Raw genomic sequence first — 22,068 nt, 5'->3', positions numbered from 1 at the left:
TGAGTTTGGGCCATGATAAAAGCACAAAAAACCCGATGACCGAGAGTTTCGGCATCGGGTAATTTTTTGTCCAGTTTCAAGCGCAAGTTCGCACCTAAGCTTCAGTACCTCATGCGAAAACAGGTTTTCAATTCGGTCCTTCAAGCACCGGTGTCGAACTCGAGTGGCGCTTTACACTTTTCTTTTAATAAACTGACGTGTTTTCTTTCGTCATGTTTTCAAGGATTTCTTTTACGCGAGCTAAGAAGCGTCCGCAAACCAAGCCATCCAATACACGGTGATCAAGAGATAAACATAAATTAACCATGTCGCGAGCTGCAATCATTCCGCCATCCATGATTACTGGACGTTTAACGATTGATTCTACTTGTAGAATTGCTGCTTGTGGGTAATTTATGATGCCCATTGATTGAATTGAACCGAATGAACCGGTGTTATTTACTGTGAATGTACCACCTTGCATTTCGTCAGATTTCAATTTACCAGCACGCACTTTGCCTGCCAATTCATTGATTTCACGACCGATACCTTTGATTGTTTTTTCATCAGCATTTTTAATTACCGGTACGAATAAAGCATCTTCCGTCGCAACTGCAATCGAAATGTTGATGTCTTTTTTCTGTACGATTTTGTCGCCAGCCCACATTGAGTTCATCATTGGGAATTCTTTTAAAGCTTGAGAAACAGCTTTTACGAAGAATGCGAAATACGTCACATTGAATCCTTCTTTTTTCTTGAATTCATTTTTGATGGAATCGCGGTATTGAACTAGGTTTGTTACATCTACTTCAATCATTGTCCACGCATGTGGTGCTTCATGTTTACTGCGCAACATGTTGGCAGCGATGGCTTTACGAATTCCTGTAACCGGAATTTCGATATCACCTACAGCTACTGGTACATTGACAGGAGCCGCAGCCGGTTTAGAAGCTTGAGCTGTGTTTTGAGCAGGTACAGCAGTTTCTGCTTTAGGAGCAGCTTGTTCTGCTTTTGCCGTCGGAATATTACCGCTTTCGATAATCGCAAGCAAGTCTTTACGCGTAATACGACCTTCATTACCCGTTCCGTCCACTAGTGATAAGTCGATATCGTTTTCTTGAGCAAGTTTCAGAACCGCAGGTGAATAACGGGCTTTCGCACCTTTTTCACGAATTGGAGTCGGTGCTGCAGCCTTCTTCGATTCAGCAGCAGGCATTTCTGCAGCTGTTGCTTTTTCTGTAGGAGTTTCTTCAGATGTTGATTCTTCTGAAGATGCACCACCTTCTGTTTCGATTGTACAAACAACTGCGCCGACTTCCAAAGTTTGACCTTCAGTAGCGATCAGTTCTTTAATTACACCTGTAAATGAAGAAGGAATTTCAGCTGTTACTTTATCTGTATTCACTTCAGCAAGTGAATCATACTTATTCACTTTGTCACCCGGTTGAACCAACCATTTTTCGATTGTTCCTTCTGTTACGGATTCACCAAGCTGGGGCATTTTAATTTGTTCGATTGCCAATTGTAACTCCTCCTTTCAGGTTAAAATTCCGCAAGTTCACGCATTGCTTTTTCGACTTTATCTGGATTGATCATAAAGAATTTCTCCATTGTCGGTGCATAAGGCATTGCCGGTACATCAGGACCAGCCAAACGTTTAATTGGTGCATCTAGATCAAACAGGCAGTTTTCAGCAATGATTGCTGCAACTTCACCCATGATGCTACCTTCCATATTATCTTCAGTAACAAGAAGAACTTTTCCTGTTTTTGAAGCAGCTTCAATAATTGCTTCTTTATCCAATGGATAAATCGTGCGCAAATCAAGAATGTGAGCAGAAATACCATCCTGCTCTAAACGCTCAGCAGCTTGAAGTGCAAAGTGGACAGCAAGACCGTAAGTGATAACAGTGATGTCTTCACCTTCACGTTTGACGTCTGCTTTTCCGATTTCGATTGTGTAATCATCTTCAGGCACTTCGCCTTTGATTAAACGGTAAGCGCGTTTGTGCTCGAAGAACATTACTGGATCTTCATCACGGATAGCAGCTTTCAATAACCCTTTAGCATCGTATGGTGTTGAAGGAATAACGATTTTCAAACCTGGTTGGTTAGCAAAAATCGCTTCAACAGATTGTGAATGGTAAAGAGCTCCATGAATTCCCCCACCAAAAGGTGCACGGAAAACGATTGGACAAGACCAGTCATTATTTGAACGGTAACGAATACGGGAAGCTTCAGAAATGATTTGGTTAACAGCTGGCATGATAAAGTCAGCAAATTGCATTTCTGCAATTGGACGCATTCCATACATTGCTGCACCGACTCCAACGCCGGCAATAGCAGATTCTGCTAATGGAGTATCCATTACACGGTGTTCTCCAAATTGATCGTATAAACCTTGAGTAGCTTTGAAAACGCCGCCTTTACGACCTACGTCTTCACCAAGGACGAATACGTTTTCATCACGTTCCATCTCTTCTTTCATTGCGAGTGTAATCGCGTCAATATAAGACATAACTGCCATTATGCGTTCCCCCCGTCTTTTTCAGCATAGACGTATTTTAAAGCATCTTCAGGTGCAGCATAAGGAGCATTTTCTGCATAATCCGTTGCTTCATTTACTTCCTTCATAATACGGTCATTTAGTTCTTTTTCGATTTCTTCAGTCAAAATGTTCAACTCTGTCAAATAGGTTGCGAATTTGCCGATTGGATCAGCAGCTTGCCCTTCAGCAAGGTCTTCCGCTGTACGATATTGACGTTGATCATCATCAGATGAGTGAGCTGTCAAACGATGCGATACTGCTTCGATAAGGCTTGGGCCTTCTCCGTTACGTGCGCGGTCCGCAGCTTCTTTCACTACTTTATAAACTTCTAAAGGATCTGTTCCATCAACAGTGAATCCAGGCATGCCGTAACCAATTGCACGATCAGAAACGTTTTTAGCTGCCACCTGTCTGTCGTAAGGAACTGAAATCGCATATTTATTGTTTTCTACCATTGTGATACACGGTAATTTATGAACTCCTGCAAAGTTCAAGCCTTCGTGGAAGTCCCCTTGGTTAGATGACCCTTCACCAAGTGTTACAAAAGTGACGAAGTCTTTTTGTTGAATTTTACCAGCTAATGCCACACCAACAGCATGTGGAAGTTGTGTAGTAACAGGTGAAGAACCTGTCAAAATACGATTTTTCTTTTGTCCAAAGTGACCAGGCATTTGACGTCCACCTGAGTTTGGATCTTCAGCTTTTGCAAAAGCTGAAAGCATCAAATCACGAGCTGTCATACCAAAGTGTAAAACAACACCCATATCACGGTAGTAAGGAGCGATATAATCTTTCGTGTTATCAAGTGCGAAAGCAGCACCTACTTGTGTTGCTTCCTGACCTTGACAAGAAATAACGAAAGGAATTTTCCCTGCACGGTTCAATAACCACATACGCTCATCCACTCGACGTGCCATAAGCATCGTTTCAAAAATTTTCAGTACGTCATCGTTTGATAACCCTAGTTCTTCATGACGATTTTTCACCATCTGAACATCCCCCTTTTAATCTAATTTTTTTACATGTGAATTGCTTTACCTTCAACAGCCAACGCCGCTTCGCCAATTACTTCTGAAAGTGTAGGATGCGGATGAATTGTACTAGCAACTTCCCACGGTGTTGCATCTAGTACCATTGCCAGACCAGCTTCAGAAATCATATCTGTAACGTGTGGTCCAATCATGTGTACACCTAAAATATCATTCGTTTTCTTATCGGCAATAATTTTCACGAATCCGTCTGATTCACCATAAACAAGCGCTTTACCTATGGCTTTAAATGAGAATTTACCAACTTTCACGTCAAACCCTTGATCTTTAGCTTGCTGTTGTGTAATTCCAACGCTTGCTGCTTCTGGATTTGAGTAGATACAACGTGACACCAAGTTGTAATCAATCGCATGAGTTTTTTGACCAGCAATGTGTTCCACTGCTGTAATACCTTCATGAGAAGCAACATGTGCCAATTGTAATCCTCCGATTACGTCACCAATAGCATAAATATGAGATTCTTTTGTTTGGAATGTGTCTTTAACTTGAATAAATCCTTTTTCAACCACAATATCCGTATTTTCGATTCCGATGCCTTCTACATTTGCTTGACGGCCAACCGAAACCAACATTTTTTCAGCAGTGAAAGTTTTTGTTTCTCCTTTGAATTCGGCAGAAATTGTTACACTTCCTTCAGCTGTTTCCAATGTTTCTGGTAAAACTTTTGCACTTGTCGCAAATGTAATGCCTTTTTTCGCTAATAGCTTCTGCATTTCTTTTGAAATGTCAGCGTCCTCAGTAGGAATAATACGATCCGCATATTCAACTACTGTTACTTCAACACCAAAATCATTCAACATTGAAGCCCATTCAATTCCAATGACACCGCCACCAACAATCAAAATTGATTTTGGCAATTCGGTCATAGCTAATGCTTCGTCCGAACTCATAACGTGTGTTCCATCGATTGTTAAACCAGGCAATGTACGTGGACGTGATCCAGTTGCGATGATCACGTTTTTAGGGATTAGCATTTCATTCTCATCGCCATTGTTCATTTCAACAGAAACTGTTCCACCTGGAGATGGTGAGAAGATTGATGGTCCTAACATTCTGCCAGTGCCTTCATATACATCTATTTTCCCTTTTTTCATTAATCCTTGAACACCTTGATGAAGTTGGGAAACAATGCTTTCTTTACGGGCTTGTACACGTGAGAAATCCAATGAAACTTCTCCAGTATTTACGCCAAAGTCAGCTGCATGATTTTTTGTCGTCGAATATACTTCTGCACTGCGAAGTAGGGCTTTACTTGGAATACAGCCTTTATGTAGACAAGTTCCACCTAAGTTACCTTTTTCAACGATTGCTGTTTTAAGTCCTAATTGAGCCGCGCGGATTGCTGCTACATACCCGCCTGTTCCGCCTCCAAGAATAACGATATCGTAATTATGAGCCATAACTTTCGGCCTCCTTTTATTTGAGGTTCGGATATACTTTTGCTTTTTCTTCCTCATTTAATACACGAATTGCTCCTTCAGATAATGCTTGCAATTCGTTCTCTCCGGGTTGGACTACTACATCAGCGATCCAGTTGATTCGTTTTGAAATGGATTCAACAAAATCTTTCCCATATGCCAATCCACCAGTTAATATGATAGCGTCAATTTTACCTTCAAGCACGGCACTAGCTGAGCCAATTTCACGGGCAACTTGATATGCCATTGCCTCGTAAACAAGTTCAGCTTCTTTGTCCCCTTTTGCAATGCGTTTTTCAACCGCTACTGCGTCATTGGTTCCAAGATAGCTTACTAATCCGCCTTGACCGACTAATTTCTTCATAATTTCGTGACGGTAATATTCACCAGAAAAACAAATATCGATTAAGTCGCCTGCAGGAACTGTTCCCGCTCTTTCCGGACTGAATGGACCTTCACCGTGTAAACCATTGTTTACTTCAATTACCCGCCCATTCTCATGAACACCAATTGTAATACCGCCACCCATATGGGTTACAATCAGTCTCATGTCTTCATAGGCTTTGCCGCACTTTTTAGCATATCGTCGTGCAACAGCTTTTTGATTTAATGCATGGAAAATCGATTTTCGTTCGATTAACGAGAATCCTGAAATGCGTGCAATCGGAGCCAACTCATCGACGACCACTGGATCGACAATGTAAGAAGGAATATTTAAACCTGTTGCAATTTCAAATGCTAAAATCCCACCTAAGTTTGAAGCGTGTTGACCTGAAAAACCTTTTTTTAAATCTACTAACATTGCGTCATTTACCGCATAAGTTCCGCCTTCAATTGGACGAAGGAGTCCGCCTCTGCCACAGACAGCTGACAATTTCGAAATGTTGATTCCTTCTTCATCCATTGCTTCTAAAATGGTTTGCTTACGAAATTCGTATTGATCAATGATAGAAGAAAATTTGCCGATTTCCTCAGAAGAGTGTCGGATCGTTTTTTCCATCAATAAAACATCGTTTTCAAAAACACCAATTTTTGTAGATGTGGAACCCGGGTTGATGACAAGAATGCGATATGAATGTTCTTGCACAATGATTCCTCCCAAAAATGTCTTTAAAGATAAGAACAGATACAAACATAAATGAAAGTATCTGTCCTTTTCTTTTCTTAAATCAAGCTCTGTTAACTTATTATGTCGATTTTTTATAACAACAGAGGGAATTAGCTCCCTTTCCGCGTACGAACTTGCAAGCCCGTTTTTCCGCAAGAAAGAATTTGGTCAAAGCTCTAGTTTGACCTAATTCTTCGCGACGATTCTAGCGCAGAAACAGGAGCACAGGTTTTGTCGCTATTCCCTCGCTATCTTCAAAATCGTTGTCAGAGCAATGTATTATCTTCCGCTTAAAATATGTTTTTCGTTTTTTAGAAAATTGCTGCGTGATTTACCAACACGAGCGATACGTTCTTCAGCTAAACGGTCAGCTGCAACGTATGTAGGAATTCCTTGTGTACGTGAAATTTCCATTACTTTAGCAATGTTGTCATAGACTGTTTCTACTCGTTTCATTGCACGTTCACGGTTGTAGCCATATAATTCATCAGCAACGTTTATTACGCCACCAGCATTGATTACATAATCAGGTGCATATACGATTCCAAGTTCGTGCAATAGATCGCCATGTTTTGTTTCTTTTAATTGGTTATTTGCAGCTCCTGCAACAACTTTTGCTTTCAATTGTGGAATTGTTTCGTCGTTAATGATTGCGCCTAGAGCACATGGAGCAAAGATGTCTACATCTTGAGAGTAGATTTCATCCGTGTTCACTGCAGTAGCACCGAACTCTTCAACTACGCGATCAACAGCTGCTTTATTGATATCCGTAACAATTAATTTCGCGCCTTCTTCATGTAAGTGACGGCATAAGTTGTATGCAACGTTACCAACACCTTGAACAGCGATGCGTTTGCCTTCAAGTGAATCGCTACCGAAAGCTTCCATTGCAGCAGCTTTCATACCACGGTATACGCCGTAGGCAGTTACTGGAGATGGGTTACCTGAAGAACCAAATGCAGGTGAGATACCTGTTACATAGTTTGTTTCTTCATGGATTAAGTCCATATCAGCTACAGTTGTACCAACATCTTCAGCTGTAATGTAACGACCGTTCAAGCCTTGGATGAAACGACCGAACGCGCGGAACATTTCTTCGTTTTTATCTTTTAATGGATCGCCAATAATAACCGTTTTACCACCACCAAGGTTTAAACCGGCAGCAGCATTTTTGTAAGTCATTCCTTTAGCCAGACGAAGTGCATCTTCAATTGCAGCTTCTTCAGAAGCGTAAGTCCACATGCGTGTACCACCCAATGCTGGTCCTAAAGTTGTATCATGAATCGCAATGATTGCTTTTAAGCCTGAAGTTTTATCTTGGCAGAACACCAATTGTTCGTAATCATAAGTCTCCATATATTTAAAAATTTCCATTTTAAATTCCTCCTTTGATTTGGTGGTTCATTAATTCTTAGATGAGCAAATTGCTAATGCTAAAGAGTTTAATTTACTTTCTGCGCTGTCTGAACGAGAAGTTAGGACAATAGGTGCTTTAGCCCCTACAATCACTGCCCCTACTTTTGCATGTGCAAAATAAACAAGTGATTTGTATAAAATATTGCCTGATTCTATATTCGGTACAAGCAAAATATCTGCTTGTCCAGCATGTGGACCTGTCAAACCTTTGTGATGAGCCGCCTCAACTGAAATGGCATTATCCAGCGCAACTGGACCATCAATCACGCAACCTTTTATTTGTCCTCTTGTATTCATCGCAACCAGAGCAGCTGCATCAAGAGTTGGTTGCATCGATGGGTTGACGGTTTCAACTGCAGCCAATGGTGCAACTACAGGAGTTTCGACTCCCACGGCGTGAGCTACCTTAACGGCATTTTGCACAATTTGCGCTTTTTGCTTTAAATCAGGTGCAATGTTCATAGCCGCATCCGTAACAAAAATCAAACGATCAAAACCATTAATTTCAAATGCAGCTACATGAGATAAGACGCTTCCCGTTCGCAATCCAAAGTCTGGGTTCAAAACAGCTTTTAGGATAAGAGCGGTTGGAATATGTCCTTTCATTAATACATTCGCTTCATTTAAATGGACGGCTTTGACTGCTGCAATCGCTGCTTGTTGATCATCCTTTACGTGTTGTGTATAAATTTTCGGATGATTTAACAAGTGAGGATAGTGCATGACTATCATTTCTTTTAATTTGTGTTCGTCATCATATAGACGAAAACTCGCCATGTCATGCTCAATGGCCAAGTTAACCGCTTCAAGCACTTCCAGATTAGCAGCGGATGCAACCGCAACTACATTATCATCTGAAGAAGAAGCTTGTCGTATTAAATCGTTTAGATTCAATGAAATCACCTCAACATTCATAATTTAAGCATAAAAAGTACCTTGAAAACAATAATGAAAACGCTTTATTTGGCAAGATTTCGTACTTTTCGGTATGCAAATGATTGCAAACCATGCAATTATTTGCATACATTGTTATTCTAGCTCATATTTTTCTAATTTATAATAAAGAGTACGAAGAGAAATCCCTAAATGTTTGGCTGTTTTAGATTTATTGCCATTCATCATTTTCAGAGTTGATGATAAAATCTCTTTTTCCATACGCTCCATTTGATCGGCAAGCGGCAAAATCTCTTGTAATGTTTTTTTGGAGTCTGGTTCCTGGTGTTCCAACATCGACAATGGAAGATGTTGGTCATCTAAAATCGATTCAGTTGGTCTCATAAAAATCATGCCCCTGCTGATAATATTTTCAAGTTCCCGCACGTTTCCTGGCCAAGAATAAACGACCAGCCTTTGCATGGCCACTTCGGATATCCGTTCGACGTTGCGACCATATTCCTGATTAAGCTTAACCAACAGACGTTCCGCAATAGCTGGAATGTCTTGTTTGTGATTACGTAACGGCGGAATTTGTATGGGCATCCGGTTCAATCGATAATAGAGATCTTCTCTGAACTTACCTTCTAGCATTGCTTTTTCCATATGGATATTGGTTGCAGCAATTACTCTTACATCTATCGTGATGGATTTCGTACCACCAACTCGAACGATTTCATTCTCTTGCAAGACGCGAAGCAATTTTGCTTGCGTGTTGCTCGAAAGTTCACCAATTTCATCCAAAAAGATACTGCCATGGTTCGCTTCTTCAAATAATCCTCGTTTACCACCGAGTTTTGCCCCAGCAAAAGCATCTTCTTCGTATCCAAACAATTCACTTTCAAGCAAATGCTCCGCGATGGCTGCACAATTGACACGAATGAACTTATTGTACTTCCGATCACTGGAACTATGAATGGCATGTGCAAAAAGTTCTTTCCCTGTTCCTGATTCACCTCGTAAAAGCACGGTAACAGGCGTTTTAGCAGCCAACTTAGCCTGTTCAATTGAAATTCTCATTTCGTGTGAATCACCAATGATGTCGTCAAAAGTGTACTTCGATTCCAGTGTACGAATGATACTTCTGGCGCGGTCAAGTTCTTTCATCAATGAACGGATTTCAGTCATATCATGAATGACACCGACGCTTCCTTTCAATCGATTGTTGACAATGATTGGTGCCACATTCACGATGACTTCACGTTTCAACGGACCAACACGCATATTGACACCACGGATAGGCTTACGCAATTGCAGCACTTTCAAATGCATACTCTCGCCTTCGCTAATATCTGCAGTTGCTGGCTTTCCGATAATATCATCTGTTTCCAGCCCCGTAATTCTCGTATAGGCAGGGTTAATCAAAATACCCTTACCTTCTTCATCCACAACGGAAATGGCATCATCACTTGACTGGATGATAGCTTGAAGCATGGTCTGTATTTCTTTTAAATTGGTTATTTCGCCAGCTAAACTAACGACTTCCGTAATATCCTTGAAAACTGAAAATGCCCCGATACGGACACCTTTTTCATCTATGACGGGAAATCTTGAAGTGACAATTTTCGTACCATTACTCAGTACTAATTCGCGATTCACTTCTGTTCTGCCGGTTTCAAAAGTTCGGGGTAATTCACTGGAAGCAATGACATCATAAATTGGCTTACCAAGAGCTTGGTCAATTAAAATATCAGTCATTCTCTCAGCACTTTTATTGAAGAAGTTGACGTTTCCATTGGCATCTATACCTATCATGCCTTCTTCAATCGAATTAAAAATCAATTGTTGTTTATGTGTTTCTTCACGAATCGTTTGAATAAATTGGTCCTTTTCTCTTATCAAGCGAATCAGTATATTCGCCACTGCCCCAGGTATTAAGACGGTTTGTGAGGGTCTTTCCATTAAAAGTTCATCAAAAACTTCAGGCTGACCAGTCAAATCAAAAATCATATGTAAATCATCAGTCAAAAAAGGCTTCCATTCCGCACTTGCTGGAATGTTATGCTGTTTGGCAATCTGAATGGCAGGTGCTCTTTCATCAATATCAACTACTCTTTTCACATGAAAAAAATCAGCTGATAATAATAATTTCAAAATCGCTGTTCCGCCAACGCCGCCTCCAATGATTAAAACATTTTGCAAGGACATTCAAATCCCTCTTTCGTCGTGTGCAATATATTGCAAAACCTTCCTCTATCATACCTCATTGAGTTTGACCTGACAATTATTCTAAGGTAGTGCAATGGAACGAAAATGATATTCCGTGTTAAACTAGACTAGATTATAATTTAATTGGCTCTGTTAAAAAATGCTATTGTTTATCGTAAATCTGCACCCTTACGGCATGCACGGCAGAATAATTAACAGCTTTCTTTAATTTAGTAATTTAATTTAATGCAGTAGGAGATGAAAACTATTGGCACGAATGTTAGCTTTTCTTGTTTTATTGATTCCTGGATTGATGGCGGCAGGTGGAATTAAACTTATACGTGATACCCTATTCGGAAAATTAATTGGTTCCATCCCATTTTTATGGTTACAATTCCTGATAGGTATTGTTTTATTAGTTATAGGATTTGGATTTTTTGCAGGTTTCTTACTACATAGAGATCGGAAAAATGGTAAAGTACAAGCTAGATTCGCTAAAGAAAAAACGAAGAATTAACTTTAATTGCGATAGCCACTAAAAAAAGGAATCCCGATTTCGACATCAGGATTCCTTTTTCAATTGTTTCATTAATACTTTATCGGGATAATCGGTGATCCACCCCAAAACTACCGGGTGAGGATCAACTAAATATTTTTCATTTCCATCAATACCATAAAATCTTAGTGGCATGTTAGCTTTAAATGCCAAATCCAATTTCCTCTTCGAATAATGCCTTTTGTGCATATGAAGTGCATCTGCTGCAGTTAATCGACCAAGCTCTTCCCAATTTGTTTTTTTCGTCCCGATATAAGCAGTCTGTAACATCGGATTACATTTTTTAATTCGTTCCAAAACATCATAATGAAACGATGAAAAATGAATATTCAAATTTGCATATTTCCGTTTAAACAATAGGGCAATTTGTTCTGGAGCATTCACAAACGTTTCTTTTAATTCTACATTCAATGCCAGTTCATTTTTCGCAGCAAAAGCCAGTACTTCCTCAAAAGTTTGTATTGATTCCCCATTTACTAATCGCCAGAAAGAGGTTCCTAATTTTAATTTTTTCACTTCTTCATAATACATTGACGAAACATCCCTACGAGTCCTGGCTAAGCGCCAAAAGTCCATATCATGGGTTACAATAGGTACTAAATCTTTTGTTAACTGTAAATCGATCTCTAACCCATCCGCTCCCAGTTCAATCGCTTTTGTAAAAGCCGCAGATGAATTTTCAAGTGCATACGCAGATGCACCACGATGTGCGTATATTGGTACTCTCATCATCTATCGTCAACACCTTGTCTGTATGTATAGTTTTCTTTACCCTATCTTCACTAATATATGCATCTTTTTCCATGGAACTGAGGCAAAAAACACAGATGCAGGAAAAACGATACCTGTGTTTTATTATTTACCAGCCATATTTTTTCTAATAGCTTATTCAAATCACCATCTCTTCTTTACATATTATACCAATTTTACTTAGTTGCTCTCCTTTGTATAATGAATTTTCCGTGAATTATTCAATAAAGAAATAACACTATGACATGGATTGCAAGATCAGCGAACTGAGCTATACGGTTTGTAAGAAAAATTCTAGTTGACTTTATATGTCATACTTTTCGATAAAATAAAAAAACCAATGAATAATAAAATTCATCGGTCATTTTAGTAAAAATATTTTGGTTTTGAACCGGATTTTAGTTGAATTGGTTGGCTTACGAATGTCCGCAAACCCAGTCATTTCAATGATTAGCTATTAGCTAGCCATGTTTTCTAAGCGGATTTTATCAGCAATCATTGCTATGAACTCAGAATTTGTCGGTTTGCTCTTCAAGTGATGAACCGTATAACCGAATGTTTTCGAGATGGACTCGTAGTTCCCACGGTTCCAAGCGACTTCAATCGCGTGACGAATTGCCCTCTCTACACGAGAAGACGTTGTGTTAAATTTAATCGCAATCTCAGGGTACAAGACTTTTGTGATTGAACCCAATAATTCGATATCTTCATATACCATGTGAATAGCTTCACGTAAGTACGCGTAACCTTTGATATGAGCAGGTACACCAATTTCTTTAATAACTGCTGTAATCGTTGTATCAATCATTTTTTGATTCACTTTTTGCTGTGGTTGGCTCTGAAGAATGCTCGTACGTGGAGCACTTTCTGTCTTATGGCCCGCTACTTGAAGAATTTGATTGATTAAGCGATCAAATTCAAATGGCTTCAACATAAAGTAGGAAGCACCTAATTCCACGGCTTGTTTCATTACATCTTCTTGACCGAAAGCAGTCAGCATAATCACTTGTACTTTAGCAAAATTTTCGTTTGCTTGCATCATTTCCAGTACAGCCAATCCATCCAAGTGTGGCATGATAATATCTAGCAACAATACATCTGGTAAGTCATTCTCCATCATGGTAAGAATGACTTTTCCATTTGGAGCTGTTGTAATTACTTCAATTTGAGGATGACTTGATAAATAAGATTCCAGTGTCTTTACTAATTCTTTGTTATCATCTGCGATTGCTACTTTAATTTTTTCCATTTTATTTCCCCCTTAAACGTCTCGCGAACATGGATGTTTGTTTTTACGGCACATTCTCCCAATTTCACACTGCAAAGTTAATTCGACATATTGTTAGTAAATCCTTTTAAGATTTGAAAAAGGAGCATATAGTCTGATGATTTAGACACTTTTCGTCTATTGTCAAGTTTTTCTAACAAAATGTCGAATAATCGTTATATACATCATAACAAATACGCAAAAAAATACCACACTTTTTACAGTGTGGTAAAAAATTTTTTCATGGATGTTTTTTCATCATTTCTTGTATTGGGATGGCTGCTCCTTTTACAGGATTGTCCACCACCATATGTGTAATGGCTCCAGCAAATTTTCCATTTTGAATAATCGGAGATCCGCTCATTCCTTGCAAAATGCCGCCAGTTTTTCTAATCAATTCTTTATCAGTGACGATAAACTGGAAAGTTGTTTCTTCCACTTTGATGATTTCGATATCATAAGAATTAACGTCATTTCCATCGATTGCCGTTAATAGCTCAGCATATCCTTTCTTGATATGTTTCGCTGTTAGCGTTGGAATTGCGTCTCCAGTTTGCAAGTCCGATTCAAGCAATTCCCCAAAGACACCATATACGGTATTTTCTTTCACGTCTCCCGCTTGAACATGAACAGATGCCTGTTTGGCGATTTTGTATCCTGGATTACCGGGAGTGCTTTTGTGTATGCGGGCTATATCTGATAAAAAAATTGATCCACCTAAAAATGGTGGTGTTTCAGAAATTTGCTGATCCACTATTTGATGTCCCAATGCACCATATTCTTGGGTTTTTGGGTCAACGTATGTGATGGTACCAATTCCTTCAGTGTGATCGCGAATGAAAGGAAGCATACTTTCTAACTGATCTGTTGATACTAATACAGATTTTCTTTTATTTTCACGAAGAATTTCAATGGATACTTGTGCTTCATTCGCATTTTTACTCATTTTTTTCCAATCGTCAATTGAGCCGATGGAATTTTCATTAAATGAGACTATTTGGTCTCCACTTTTAAACCACCACTTGTCATTAATCAGTACATCATGAACAAATGTAGGTTTTTCTAACTTCAATTGCACACCTATAGACTGTCCAAGCGGGATTAAAGCATTGTCATTTTTCTCAGCCCATGAATGAGCCGGGAAGAGAATCAAAAATCCCAAAAACATGGTAACAATCCTTTTATTCGCAACACATCGCATATTTCACCTCCATTTAACGGGATGTTCTTACTATGTGTCTGAACAGCATTGTTATGAACGGTAAATTTTCGAAAAAAAAAAGCACATGCTGTAGCAGCAGTGCTTCACGATTCTATACATATGATATTTTTTTTCGTTGCTCGGCAATCGACAATAATTCTGTTGCATGGTCTAAAGTCAATGATGTAATTTCTGCACCGGACATCATACGGCTTAACTCCTGGACACGATCTTTGCCAGTAACTTCCGTTAACTTCGTCATGGTCCGTTCGCCCATCACTTGTTTTTCAATCAATAATTGTTGATCGGCCATTGCAGCTACTTGTGGCAAATGTGTAATACACAATACTTGTGAAGAACGAGAAATGTTGGCAATTTTTTCGGCAATCGCCTGAGCAACTCGTCCACTGACACCTGTATCCACTTCATCAAAAATAATGGATGTAATGCCTTGATGTTTTGAAAAAATTCCTTTTAGGGCAAGCATCATTCTAGACAATTCCCCGCCCGAAGCAATTTTGGAAATCGGTTTGGCAGGTTCACCAACATTGGTTGACATATAAAAAGATACATCATCTTTTCCGTTTTTATCAAACATGTTCAGTGTTTTAAAAGTCACTTCAAAAGTAGCCTTTTCCATAAATAATTCACGAAGTTGAATCACAATTGCTTCGCTAAGCTTTTTAGCTGCTTTTTTCCTGATTAACGTTAATTCTTTCGATTCCACTTCCAAGTCTTTTTCTACTTGATCTAGTGCTTTTTGACGTTGTTGAATTCGTTCATCGCGATTCACGAGACCATCCAGTTCATCGCCAATTTTTTGTCGATATAAAAGTATTTCTTCAATTGAGTTCCCATATTTTCTTTTTAATGACTGAATGGCAGCTAATCTTTCTTCAATGACATTTAATCGTTCTTCATCAAATTCCGATTCGTCCATCACATTCTTTAGTTGGTAGGACATTTCCTGTAGAGAATAGAAAGAATTCGATACAAGCTCAGCCTGCTCTTTGTACGTATCGTCAAAAGAAGCAATATCTTCAAGTTCGCTCATGGCATTTCCAATCCAGTCCAAGCCTTTAGACTCGCCGTTTAAGGCTTCATAGGCCGCAGAAATACGTTCGAATGTCTTATGGAAGTTTTGAAATTTCTTACGTTCGAGTTGAAGATCTTCATCTTCATTTTCAATTAACTGCATCGCATCAATTTCATTAATTTGATATTGATACAAATCGATCCTCTGTGCAATTTGTTGTTCATTGTCACTGACAGAAGCCAATTCTTTTTTTAACTTTATGTACGTCTGGTAAAGACCGTTATAACTTTCTTTCGCTCGGTGAAGTTTACTTCCCGCAAATTGATCGAGCAAGGAAATATGGAAACGCTCGTCCATTAATTCCTGACTTTCGTGTTGTCCATGAATATCAATCAACGAGCCACCAATTTCTCTTAAAATGGCTATAGTCACCAATTTGCCATTTACTCGACAGACACTTTTCCCATGATCATTAATATCTCTTCTCAAAATAACAGAATCATCGTCTACTTCGATTCCGACTTCCTGAAGCTTTTGAAATACGGGATGTTGTGGATTTTGTATAAAAAACAAGCCTTCAAGCTCTGCTTTTTTAGCACCGTGGCGTATAAATTCCTGTGAACCTCTTCCACCGGCCAGCAGGTGCACCGCATCAATAATGATGGATTTACCCGCTCCTGTTTCCCCGGTCAGCACCGTCAAACCATCAGTAAAGCTCACCGATACTTCTTCAATAATGGCAAAGTTTTTAATTGATAATTCTTTTAGCACAATGCATCACCTCTTTTAAAGCATTTCGAGTAGTCTTGTCCGAATAATATCCCGCTGATCGGTATCTTTACAAATAATCAAACACGTGTCATCGCCACAAATTGTACCCAGGATTTCTTTCCAATCCAAATGGTCAATCAATGAGCCAATTGCATGTGCATTCCCAGGCAACGTTTTCATTACTAGAAAATGACTTGCTCCATCGATGCTGACGAAAGCATCAGTTAATGCACGATGCAGTTTTTGCATTGGATTAAAACGCTGATCCGCAGGTAGGCTATATTTGTATCGACCATCCTGCAGTGGTACTTTGACTAAATGTAACTCTTTTATGTCCCTGGAAACAGTTGCTTGCGTCACATTGTATCCGGCATTTTTAAGGATTTCCACTAAATCATCCTGTGTTTCAATTTCGTGATTGGCTATTATATCCCGAATTCGTATATGTCGTTGCCCCTTGTTCATCAATGGTCACTCCTAAAATGAATAAATATGCTTAATTATTCATATCGTACCATTTACGGCTCTTGCGTACAAGAAAAACACGACCTACAATGTAGGCCGTGTCATGATAGTTGTGAATGTGCTTCACGCACAATTTCTTTTAACTGTCCCTCTGTAAAGGTTGTTTCATTTTCTTCCGTAGCTATTAAATGGAAAAGGAATTCGATGTTCCCTTCCCCACCCGTAATCGGTGAAAACGAAGCATTTTTTAGAGTAAAACCGGTTTGTTGTGCAAAGTTCGCGATTGTTTCAAGCACATTTATGTGGACTTTTGAATCGCGGACGACACCTTTTTTTCCGACATTTGCTTTTCCTGCTTCAAATTGAGGCTTTACCAGTGCAATAACATCACTGCCAGGTACAAGCAAAGTTTTTAATACAGGCAGAATTAGCTTCAATGATATAAATGAAACGTCGATTGTCGCGAATTCAGGCATCCCTTCTGCAAGGTCGGCAGCCGTTACATATCGGAAATTGGTACGTTCCATAACCGTGACACGTTCATCTTGTCGGATTTTCCATGCAAGCTGATTATAGCCAACATCCAGCGCATAACAGTGGCGCGCTCCGTTTTGCAGGGCACAATCCGTGAAACCGCCAGTTGAAGCTCCAATATCGAGCATCAGTTTGTCTTTAACATTCACTTGAAAGAATTCTAATGCCTTTTCAAGCTTCAAGCCGCCTCTGCTGACATAGCGCAATTCATTACCTTTTACCTGCAAAGGTGAATCAATTGCGATTTTTTCACCTGGCTTTTCCAAACGAAGTTCATTCGTATATACGGTTCCCGCCATAATTGCACGTTTTGCTTTTTCTCTTGTTTCACAAAGTCCACGTTCCACTAGAAGGACATCGACTCTTTCTTTTGGGGTTTTTATCATAATACGTGAGTACCAGCCTTACCGATCTTATTCATTTTATTTTGTATCCGGGTGATTAATTCAGCCGAATTTAAATGTATTTCATTTAACAGTTCATCAACGTTTCCGTGTTCAATAAACTGGTCTGGAATGCCCATTCGACTAACGGAAACGCCCGTATACTCATGGTCTTGCATAAATTCCAATATGCTGCTTCCAAATCCGCCTTGTAAAATCGCTTCTTCCACAGTAAATATTGGAAGATTACGTTCCACTAATTTATGCAGCATACCCTCATCAAGTGGTTTAATGAACCTTGCATTGATAACTTCTGCTTGGATACCTTCAAGTGCCAATCGTTCTGCCGCTTCCATAGCCATCGGGATCGTGGTACCGAATGTTAAAATTGCCGCATCCGATCCTTTTCTTAAAACTTCCCATGAACCAATCGGTATGGAATGTAATTCTGTATCCATCGGAACACCGAGCCCATTCCCTCTCGGGTAGCGCAATGCAATTGGACCATCATTGTAATCGATGGCGGTTTTCACCATATGCTGGCCTTCATTTTCATCTTTAGGCATCATGATTACCATATTTGGCAAATGACGTAGGAATGAAATATCGAATACGCCTTGATGGGTTTCCCCGTCAGCGCCAACAAGTCCTGAACGGTCAATTCCGATGAAGACATTTAAATTTTGACGACAAATATCATGTAAAACTTGGTCATATGCGCGTTGCAGGAAAGTTGAGTAGATGGCTAAAAACGGTTTCATGTCTTGTGTGGCAAGGCCAGCCGCCATAGTGGCTGCATGTTGTTCAGCAATGCCGACGTCATACATACGTTCAGGGAATTCAGAGGCAAAGCCTTCTAATTTTGAACCAACTGGCATCGCAGGTGTTATAGCTACAATCCGCTCATCTTCACGTGCAAGTTTACACACGGTTTCAGCAACCAATCCACTCCATGAAGGTGCTTTTGTCGAAGACTTTACGAATGCACCGGTCTCCATTTTATAAGGACCTGTCCCATGCCAAGTACCAATTTTATCTTCTTCTGCCGGGCGGTACCCTTTGCCTTTTTTCGTGATGACATGAACCAATACTGGTCCCTTCATTTTTTTCGCGTATAACAAATTCTCTTGCAAATCTTCGTAATTATGTCCGTCAATAGGACCTAAATACGTAAATCCAAGTTCTTCGAAAAACACACCTGAAACTAGTAAATATTTTAAACTGTCTTTAACCCGTTCCGCCGTAGCTGCCAGTTTTCCACCGACTGCCGGGATTTTTTTCAACAAATATTCCAGTTCGTCTTTAGCCTTATTATATTTACCGGCTGTGCGAAGTTTTCCTAATACTGTATGGAGTGCGCCAACGTTAGGCGCAATCGACATTTCATTATCATTCAAAATAACAATCATATCGGTCTTTTCATGTCCAATGTGATTCAGTGCTTCTAAAGCCATTCCACCTGTAAGAGCTCCATCCCCGATAATGGGAATGATATGGTTTTTATCTTTTTTAATATCACGTGCAGCTGCCATACCCATCGCAGCAGACAACGAAGTTGAGCTGTGACCAGTTTCCCAAACATCATGTTCACTTTCATTGCGCTTTGGAAAACCGCACAACCCTTTAAATTGACGTAGTGTATCAAATTGATTTGCACGACCAGTCAATATTTTATGGACATACGCTTGATGTCCCACATCCCATATAAATTTATCATCTGGACTATTAAAAATACGGTGAAGAGATACAGTCAGTTCGACCACACCCAAGTTAGGACCAATATGTCCACCAGTGACCGATAATTTTTCAATTAAAAACGAACGAATATCTTCACTTAAAGTCAATAGTTCATCTTGAGATAATTCTTTAATAAAGGATGGACTTGTAATTGTATTTAAATCCACCGACATCACACACCTTTACACAATACTTGCGATTATTATCTTTCATTATATCAATGTCATACGAATGTACAAACTTTTACCTGATAACTATTTGCTACGATTAACGATATAAGCAGCCAATTCATCCAATAGACCAGGTTCACTTGAAATGTGGCGAAGTGATTCGATAGATTGGTTATAGTGCCAATCCCGTTTTATTTTTGCTCCATCCAGTGTTAATAATGCAGGGTACGTATTTTTTTCACTCGCAACATCTTTTCCTGCAGTTTTTCCTAATGACTCTGTGGTTCCCTCAATATCCAAAATATCATCTTGAATTTGAAATGCCAGTCCGATATGGAAACCAAAATCTTGCAACGCCTTTCTAGTACGGGCATCCGCCGAAGCCAAAATCGCACCTGCTACAATGCTAAAGGATAATAAAGCACCAGTTTTATTGATATGTATGGTTTCCAATTCTTCTACAGAAATGATTTTTCTTTCGCTTTCAATATCCAAAACTTGTCCGCCAACCATACCTTCAGCTCCTGCGGCCTCGCTCATCAATTGTATAAGTTCCAGTTTGTCTTCTGCGGGTACTGTTTTCAAACGAGAAAGTACACCAAAACTATATGTTAACAATCCATCTCCAGCTAAAATCGCCAACGCGTCCCCATAAACTTTATGGTTAGTTAATTTCCCACGGCGGTAATCATCATTATCCATGCTCGGTAGGTCATCATGGATTAGAGAATAGGTATGAACCATTTCAATAGCTGCTCCAACTGTAGAGGCTTCTGAATGTTTAACTTTTAAAAAGTCTAAGACAGCCAGCAAAAATAAAGGCCTTACCCTTTTACCTCCTGCAGCCAATGAATAATTCATCGCTTCTTTCAAAATTTCCGGTGCATTGATCGACTGAACTTGCTCGGTCAATTGACGGTCTATTTCTGGAATATTCAGTTCAGTAAAATTTTGCAAACAAGTCATTGTGATGCATCCTCTTTTTCGATGGCTTCAAATGGCACTTTTTCTCCGCTGTCATCCATGATGGAAATCAATTGTTTTTCTGCATTGTGCAATTTCTCGTGGCATACCGTCGACATTTCCATTCCCTTTTTATAAAGTGAAATAGCATCCTCAAGAGGAACATCGCCTTGCTCCAGCTGACGTACTATTTCCTCTAACTGTAGAATTGCTTGGTCAAAAGATACGTTGGTTTTTGTCATGATGATTCTCCTTTAGACTGTTTGTTTATAGAGTCTATAGATGCGATTATGACTCCATCTTGTAATTTGATATGAAGTGGTTGATCTGGATTGATATCTTCAATTGATTTGACAACTTGATCATTTTGATAGGTCAGACTGTAGCCCCGATCCATGATTTTCAGCGGGTTCAATGCTTCCAGTAACTGAATCATATTACTGAAAGAATGACCTTTCGTTTGCACATTTTTTTGAGCTGCCATATGCAAACGTTGTTGAGAAGCCTGTACATTTTTTTGATGTAGCAAAACCATTCTTTGTGGATTTTGCAATGTCAGACGCATGGTTTGCTGTACAAGATGTTGTTGTTTTTGTTGGAAAATCGTACGCCCGTTTCTCTCCATTTGTTCATTCGCTCGGGTCAGTCTTTCAACAAACGGTCGGTATAATCTTTCAGGATAGGCCAGTGGATATGCAGACATCACCCGCGTCAACCTTTTTCGCTCCTGTGATAAAATAGCCGTAACAATCGATACCATTTGCGATTTTCTATTGGATACACGTTCAAGCAAATCCAATTGATTTGGTACGGCAAGCTCTGCTGCTGCAGTTGGCGTTGGTGCGCGAAGATCTGAGACATAGTCAGCGATTGTCGTATCCGTTTCATGTCCGACAGCACTGATAATAGGAATGGTGCTATTCGCAATTTCCCGCGCAACGATTTCTTCGTTGAAAGCCCATAAGTCTTCAATCGACCCGCCCCCGCGTCCAACAATACAAACATCAAGATCCGGATAGCTATGAGCACGTTTTAATGCTTTTACGATACTTGGCGCTGCACCAGCCCCTTGAACCAGAGCTGGAAAAATGATAACTTCTGCCAAAGGATATCGGCGGCTCAAAGTCGTGACGATATCCCGAATGGCTGCACCTGTTGAAGCTGTAATAACACCAATCTTTTGAGGGTATTTTGGAATCTGTTTCTTTCTAGAAGGATGGAAAAGTCCTTCTTTCGCCAGTTTTTCTTTCAGCTGTTCAAAGGCTACAAATAGTTCACCTATACCATCAGGCTGCATCAATTGTGCATACAACTGATATTGGCCTGAGCCTTCATAAACATTCACATCACCTTGCAAAAGAACATTCATTCCGCTCTCCGGTTTAAATTTCAAACTTCTTGCTTGTGCCGCAAACATAACAGCAGGCATTCTTGTTTGATCGTCTTTAATCGTGAAGTAAATGTGTCCGCTTGTATGTATTTTGACATTGGATAGTTCCCCTTTGACATAAACATTGCGCAAATGGGGATCCGCATCAAATTTTCTTTTTATGTATTTGGTCAGTGCTTTCACTGTTAAATATGTCGAAGCAGTCACGTGCATTCAAACTCCTCACGAAGAAGAAATAGAAAAGCTG

Annotated in this window: 19 protein-coding genes; 1 reads left to right on the top strand and 18 read right to left on the bottom strand. The window is 39.6% G+C overall.

Annotated elements, in window-relative coordinates:
- Positions 1-184: 184 nt before the first annotated feature.
- From AC1DSK_RS06815 to AC1DSK_RS06780, 8 genes are all read right to left on the bottom strand, one after another.
- On the bottom strand, positions 185-1,501 hold the full coding sequence (locus AC1DSK_RS06815; protein ID WP_477547263.1) for a dihydrolipoamide acetyltransferase family protein: 1,317 nt from the start codon (positions 1,499-1,501) through the stop codon (positions 185-187).
- 20 nt (positions 1,502-1,521) lie between these two features.
- Complete coding sequence (locus tag AC1DSK_RS06810) at positions 1,522-2,505, bottom strand: alpha-ketoacid dehydrogenase subunit beta (RefSeq protein WP_477547262.1); 984 nt, start codon at positions 2,503-2,505, stop codon at positions 1,522-1,524.
- Positions 2,505-3,515, bottom strand: a complete 1,011-nt coding sequence (locus AC1DSK_RS06805) for a thiamine pyrophosphate-dependent dehydrogenase E1 component subunit alpha (protein WP_477531820.1) — start codon at positions 3,513-3,515, stop codon at positions 2,505-2,507. The genes AC1DSK_RS06810 and AC1DSK_RS06805 overlap by 1 nt, the downstream gene beginning before the upstream one ends.
- Positions 3,516-3,544: 29 nt before the next feature.
- A complete protein-coding gene (gene lpdA / locus AC1DSK_RS06800; protein ID WP_477531821.1) occupies positions 3,545-4,975 on the bottom strand; it encodes a dihydrolipoyl dehydrogenase in 1,431 nt (476 codons plus the stop codon).
- A 16-nt stretch (positions 4,976-4,991) separates the two neighbouring features.
- The gene (gene buk / locus AC1DSK_RS06795) at positions 4,992-6,080 is read right to left on the bottom strand and encodes a butyrate kinase (RefSeq protein WP_477547261.1); all 1,089 of its coding nucleotides are present in this window, start codon (positions 6,078-6,080) and stop codon (positions 4,992-4,994) included.
- A 300-nt stretch (positions 6,081-6,380) separates the two neighbouring features.
- Positions 6,381-7,475: a branched-chain amino acid dehydrogenase gene (bcd, locus tag AC1DSK_RS06790; protein WP_477547260.1), complete on the bottom strand. Its 1,095-nt coding sequence runs from the start codon at positions 7,473-7,475 to the stop codon at positions 6,381-6,383.
- 30 nt (positions 7,476-7,505) lie between these two features.
- A complete protein-coding gene (yqiS, locus tag AC1DSK_RS06785) occupies positions 7,506-8,411 on the bottom strand; it encodes a phosphate butyryltransferase (protein ID WP_477547307.1) in 906 nt (301 codons plus the stop codon).
- Between the two features lie 135 nt (positions 8,412-8,546).
- Positions 8,547-10,598 carry a sigma-54 interaction domain-containing protein gene (locus tag AC1DSK_RS06780; protein ID WP_477547259.1) on the bottom strand — a complete coding sequence of 684 codons (2,052 nt, stop codon included), beginning with the start codon at positions 10,596-10,598 and terminating at the stop codon, positions 8,547-8,549.
- 268 nt (positions 10,599-10,866) lie between these two features.
- Between AC1DSK_RS06780 and AC1DSK_RS06775 the strand changes: the two genes are divergently transcribed.
- Positions 10,867-11,115, top strand: coding sequence for a DUF2627 domain-containing protein (locus tag AC1DSK_RS06775; protein WP_477547258.1), 249 nt, complete (start codon positions 10,867-10,869; stop codon positions 11,113-11,115).
- 45 nt (positions 11,116-11,160) lie between these two features.
- Here the strand turns inward: AC1DSK_RS06775 and AC1DSK_RS06770 are convergent, their stop codons facing one another.
- The 10 genes from AC1DSK_RS06770 to xseA form a co-directional block, all read right to left on the bottom strand.
- A complete protein-coding gene (locus tag AC1DSK_RS06770; RefSeq protein ID WP_477547257.1) occupies positions 11,161-11,886 on the bottom strand; it encodes a glycerophosphodiester phosphodiesterase in 726 nt (241 codons plus the stop codon).
- A 475-nt stretch (positions 11,887-12,361) separates the two neighbouring features.
- On the bottom strand, positions 12,362-13,153 hold the full coding sequence (gene spo0A / locus AC1DSK_RS06765) for a sporulation transcription factor Spo0A (RefSeq protein ID WP_477547256.1): 792 nt from the start codon (positions 13,151-13,153) through the stop codon (positions 12,362-12,364).
- Positions 13,154-13,412: 259 nt separating this feature from the next.
- Positions 13,413-14,372, bottom strand: coding sequence for a SpoIVB peptidase S55 domain-containing protein (locus tag AC1DSK_RS06760; RefSeq protein ID WP_477547255.1), 960 nt, complete (start codon positions 14,370-14,372; stop codon positions 13,413-13,415).
- Positions 14,373-14,484: 112 nt separating this feature from the next.
- Positions 14,485-16,179, bottom strand: coding sequence for a DNA repair protein RecN (gene recN, locus AC1DSK_RS06755; protein ID WP_477547254.1), 1,695 nt, complete (start codon positions 16,177-16,179; stop codon positions 14,485-14,487).
- Positions 16,180-16,194: 15 nt separating this feature from the next.
- Positions 16,195-16,644 carry a transcriptional regulator AhrC/ArgR gene (gene ahrC, locus AC1DSK_RS06750; RefSeq protein WP_016426978.1) on the bottom strand — a complete coding sequence of 150 codons (450 nt, stop codon included), beginning with the start codon at positions 16,642-16,644 and terminating at the stop codon, positions 16,195-16,197.
- Positions 16,645-16,745: 101 nt separating this feature from the next.
- Positions 16,746-17,564: a TlyA family RNA methyltransferase gene (locus AC1DSK_RS06745; protein ID WP_477547253.1), complete on the bottom strand. Its 819-nt coding sequence runs from the start codon at positions 17,562-17,564 to the stop codon at positions 16,746-16,748.
- Positions 17,561-19,471, bottom strand: a complete 1,911-nt coding sequence (dxs, locus tag AC1DSK_RS06740) for a 1-deoxy-D-xylulose-5-phosphate synthase (protein ID WP_477547252.1) — start codon at positions 19,469-19,471, stop codon at positions 17,561-17,563. The genes AC1DSK_RS06745 and dxs overlap by 4 nt, the downstream gene beginning before the upstream one ends.
- 81 nt (positions 19,472-19,552) lie before the next feature.
- Positions 19,553-20,434 carry a polyprenyl synthetase family protein gene (locus AC1DSK_RS06735; protein ID WP_477547251.1) on the bottom strand — a complete coding sequence of 294 codons (882 nt, stop codon included), beginning with the start codon at positions 20,432-20,434 and terminating at the stop codon, positions 19,553-19,555.
- Positions 20,431-20,673, bottom strand: a complete 243-nt coding sequence (locus AC1DSK_RS06730; RefSeq protein WP_477547250.1) for an exodeoxyribonuclease VII small subunit — start codon at positions 20,671-20,673, stop codon at positions 20,431-20,433. Before AC1DSK_RS06730 ends, AC1DSK_RS06735 begins: the two co-directional genes overlap by 4 nt.
- Complete coding sequence (gene xseA / locus AC1DSK_RS06725; RefSeq protein ID WP_477547249.1) at positions 20,670-22,028, bottom strand: exodeoxyribonuclease VII large subunit; 1,359 nt, start codon at positions 22,026-22,028, stop codon at positions 20,670-20,672. Before xseA ends, AC1DSK_RS06730 begins: the two co-directional genes overlap by 4 nt.
- Positions 22,029-22,068: the final 40 nt, after the last annotated feature.

The organism is Paenisporosarcina sp. P4_B8, from assembly GCF_056402175.1.
Note: the sequence above shows the minus strand (reverse complement) of the source record. Positions and strands in the feature narration are given on the sequence as shown.

Excerpts from the sequence above, each read along its gene's own strand:
- lpdA (WP_477531821.1), bottom strand. The coding sequence starts at position 4,975 with ATGGCTCATAATTACGATATCGTTATTCTTGGAGGCGGAACAGGCGGG.
- bcd (WP_477547260.1), bottom strand. The coding sequence starts at position 7,475 with ATGGAAATTTTTAAATATATGGAGACTTATGATTACGAACAATTGGTG.
- AC1DSK_RS06730 (WP_477547250.1), bottom strand. The coding sequence starts at position 20,673 with ATGACAAAAACCAACGTATCTTTTGACCAAGCAATTCTACAGTTAGAG.
- AC1DSK_RS06745 (WP_477547253.1), bottom strand. The coding sequence starts at position 17,564 with ATGATAAAAACCCCAAAAGAAAGAGTCGATGTCCTTCTAGTGGAACGT.
- AC1DSK_RS06735 (WP_477547251.1), bottom strand. The coding sequence starts at position 20,434 with ATGACTTGTTTGCAAAATTTTACTGAACTGAATATTCCAGAAATAGAC.
- spo0A (WP_477547256.1), bottom strand. The coding sequence starts at position 13,153 with ATGGAAAAAATTAAAGTAGCAATCGCAGATGATAACAAAGAATTAGTA.
- AC1DSK_RS06760 (WP_477547255.1), bottom strand. The coding sequence starts at position 14,372 with ATGCGATGTGTTGCGAATAAAAGGATTGTTACCATGTTTTTGGGATTT.
- AC1DSK_RS06805 (WP_477531820.1), bottom strand. The coding sequence starts at position 3,515 with ATGGTGAAAAATCGTCATGAAGAACTAGGGTTATCAAACGATGACGTA.
- ahrC (WP_016426978.1), bottom strand. The coding sequence starts at position 16,644 with ATGAACAAGGGGCAACGACATATACGAATTCGGGATATAATAGCCAAT.
- AC1DSK_RS06780 (WP_477547259.1), bottom strand. The coding sequence starts at position 10,598 with ATGTCCTTGCAAAATGTTTTAATCATTGGAGGCGGCGTTGGCGGAACA.
- dxs (WP_477547252.1), bottom strand. The coding sequence starts at position 19,471 with ATGTCGGTGGATTTAAATACAATTACAAGTCCATCCTTTATTAAAGAA.
- AC1DSK_RS06770 (WP_477547257.1), bottom strand. The coding sequence starts at position 11,886 with ATGATGAGAGTACCAATATACGCACATCGTGGTGCATCTGCGTATGCA.
- AC1DSK_RS06810 (WP_477547262.1), bottom strand. The coding sequence starts at position 2,505 with ATGGCAGTTATGTCTTATATTGACGCGATTACACTCGCAATGAAAGAA.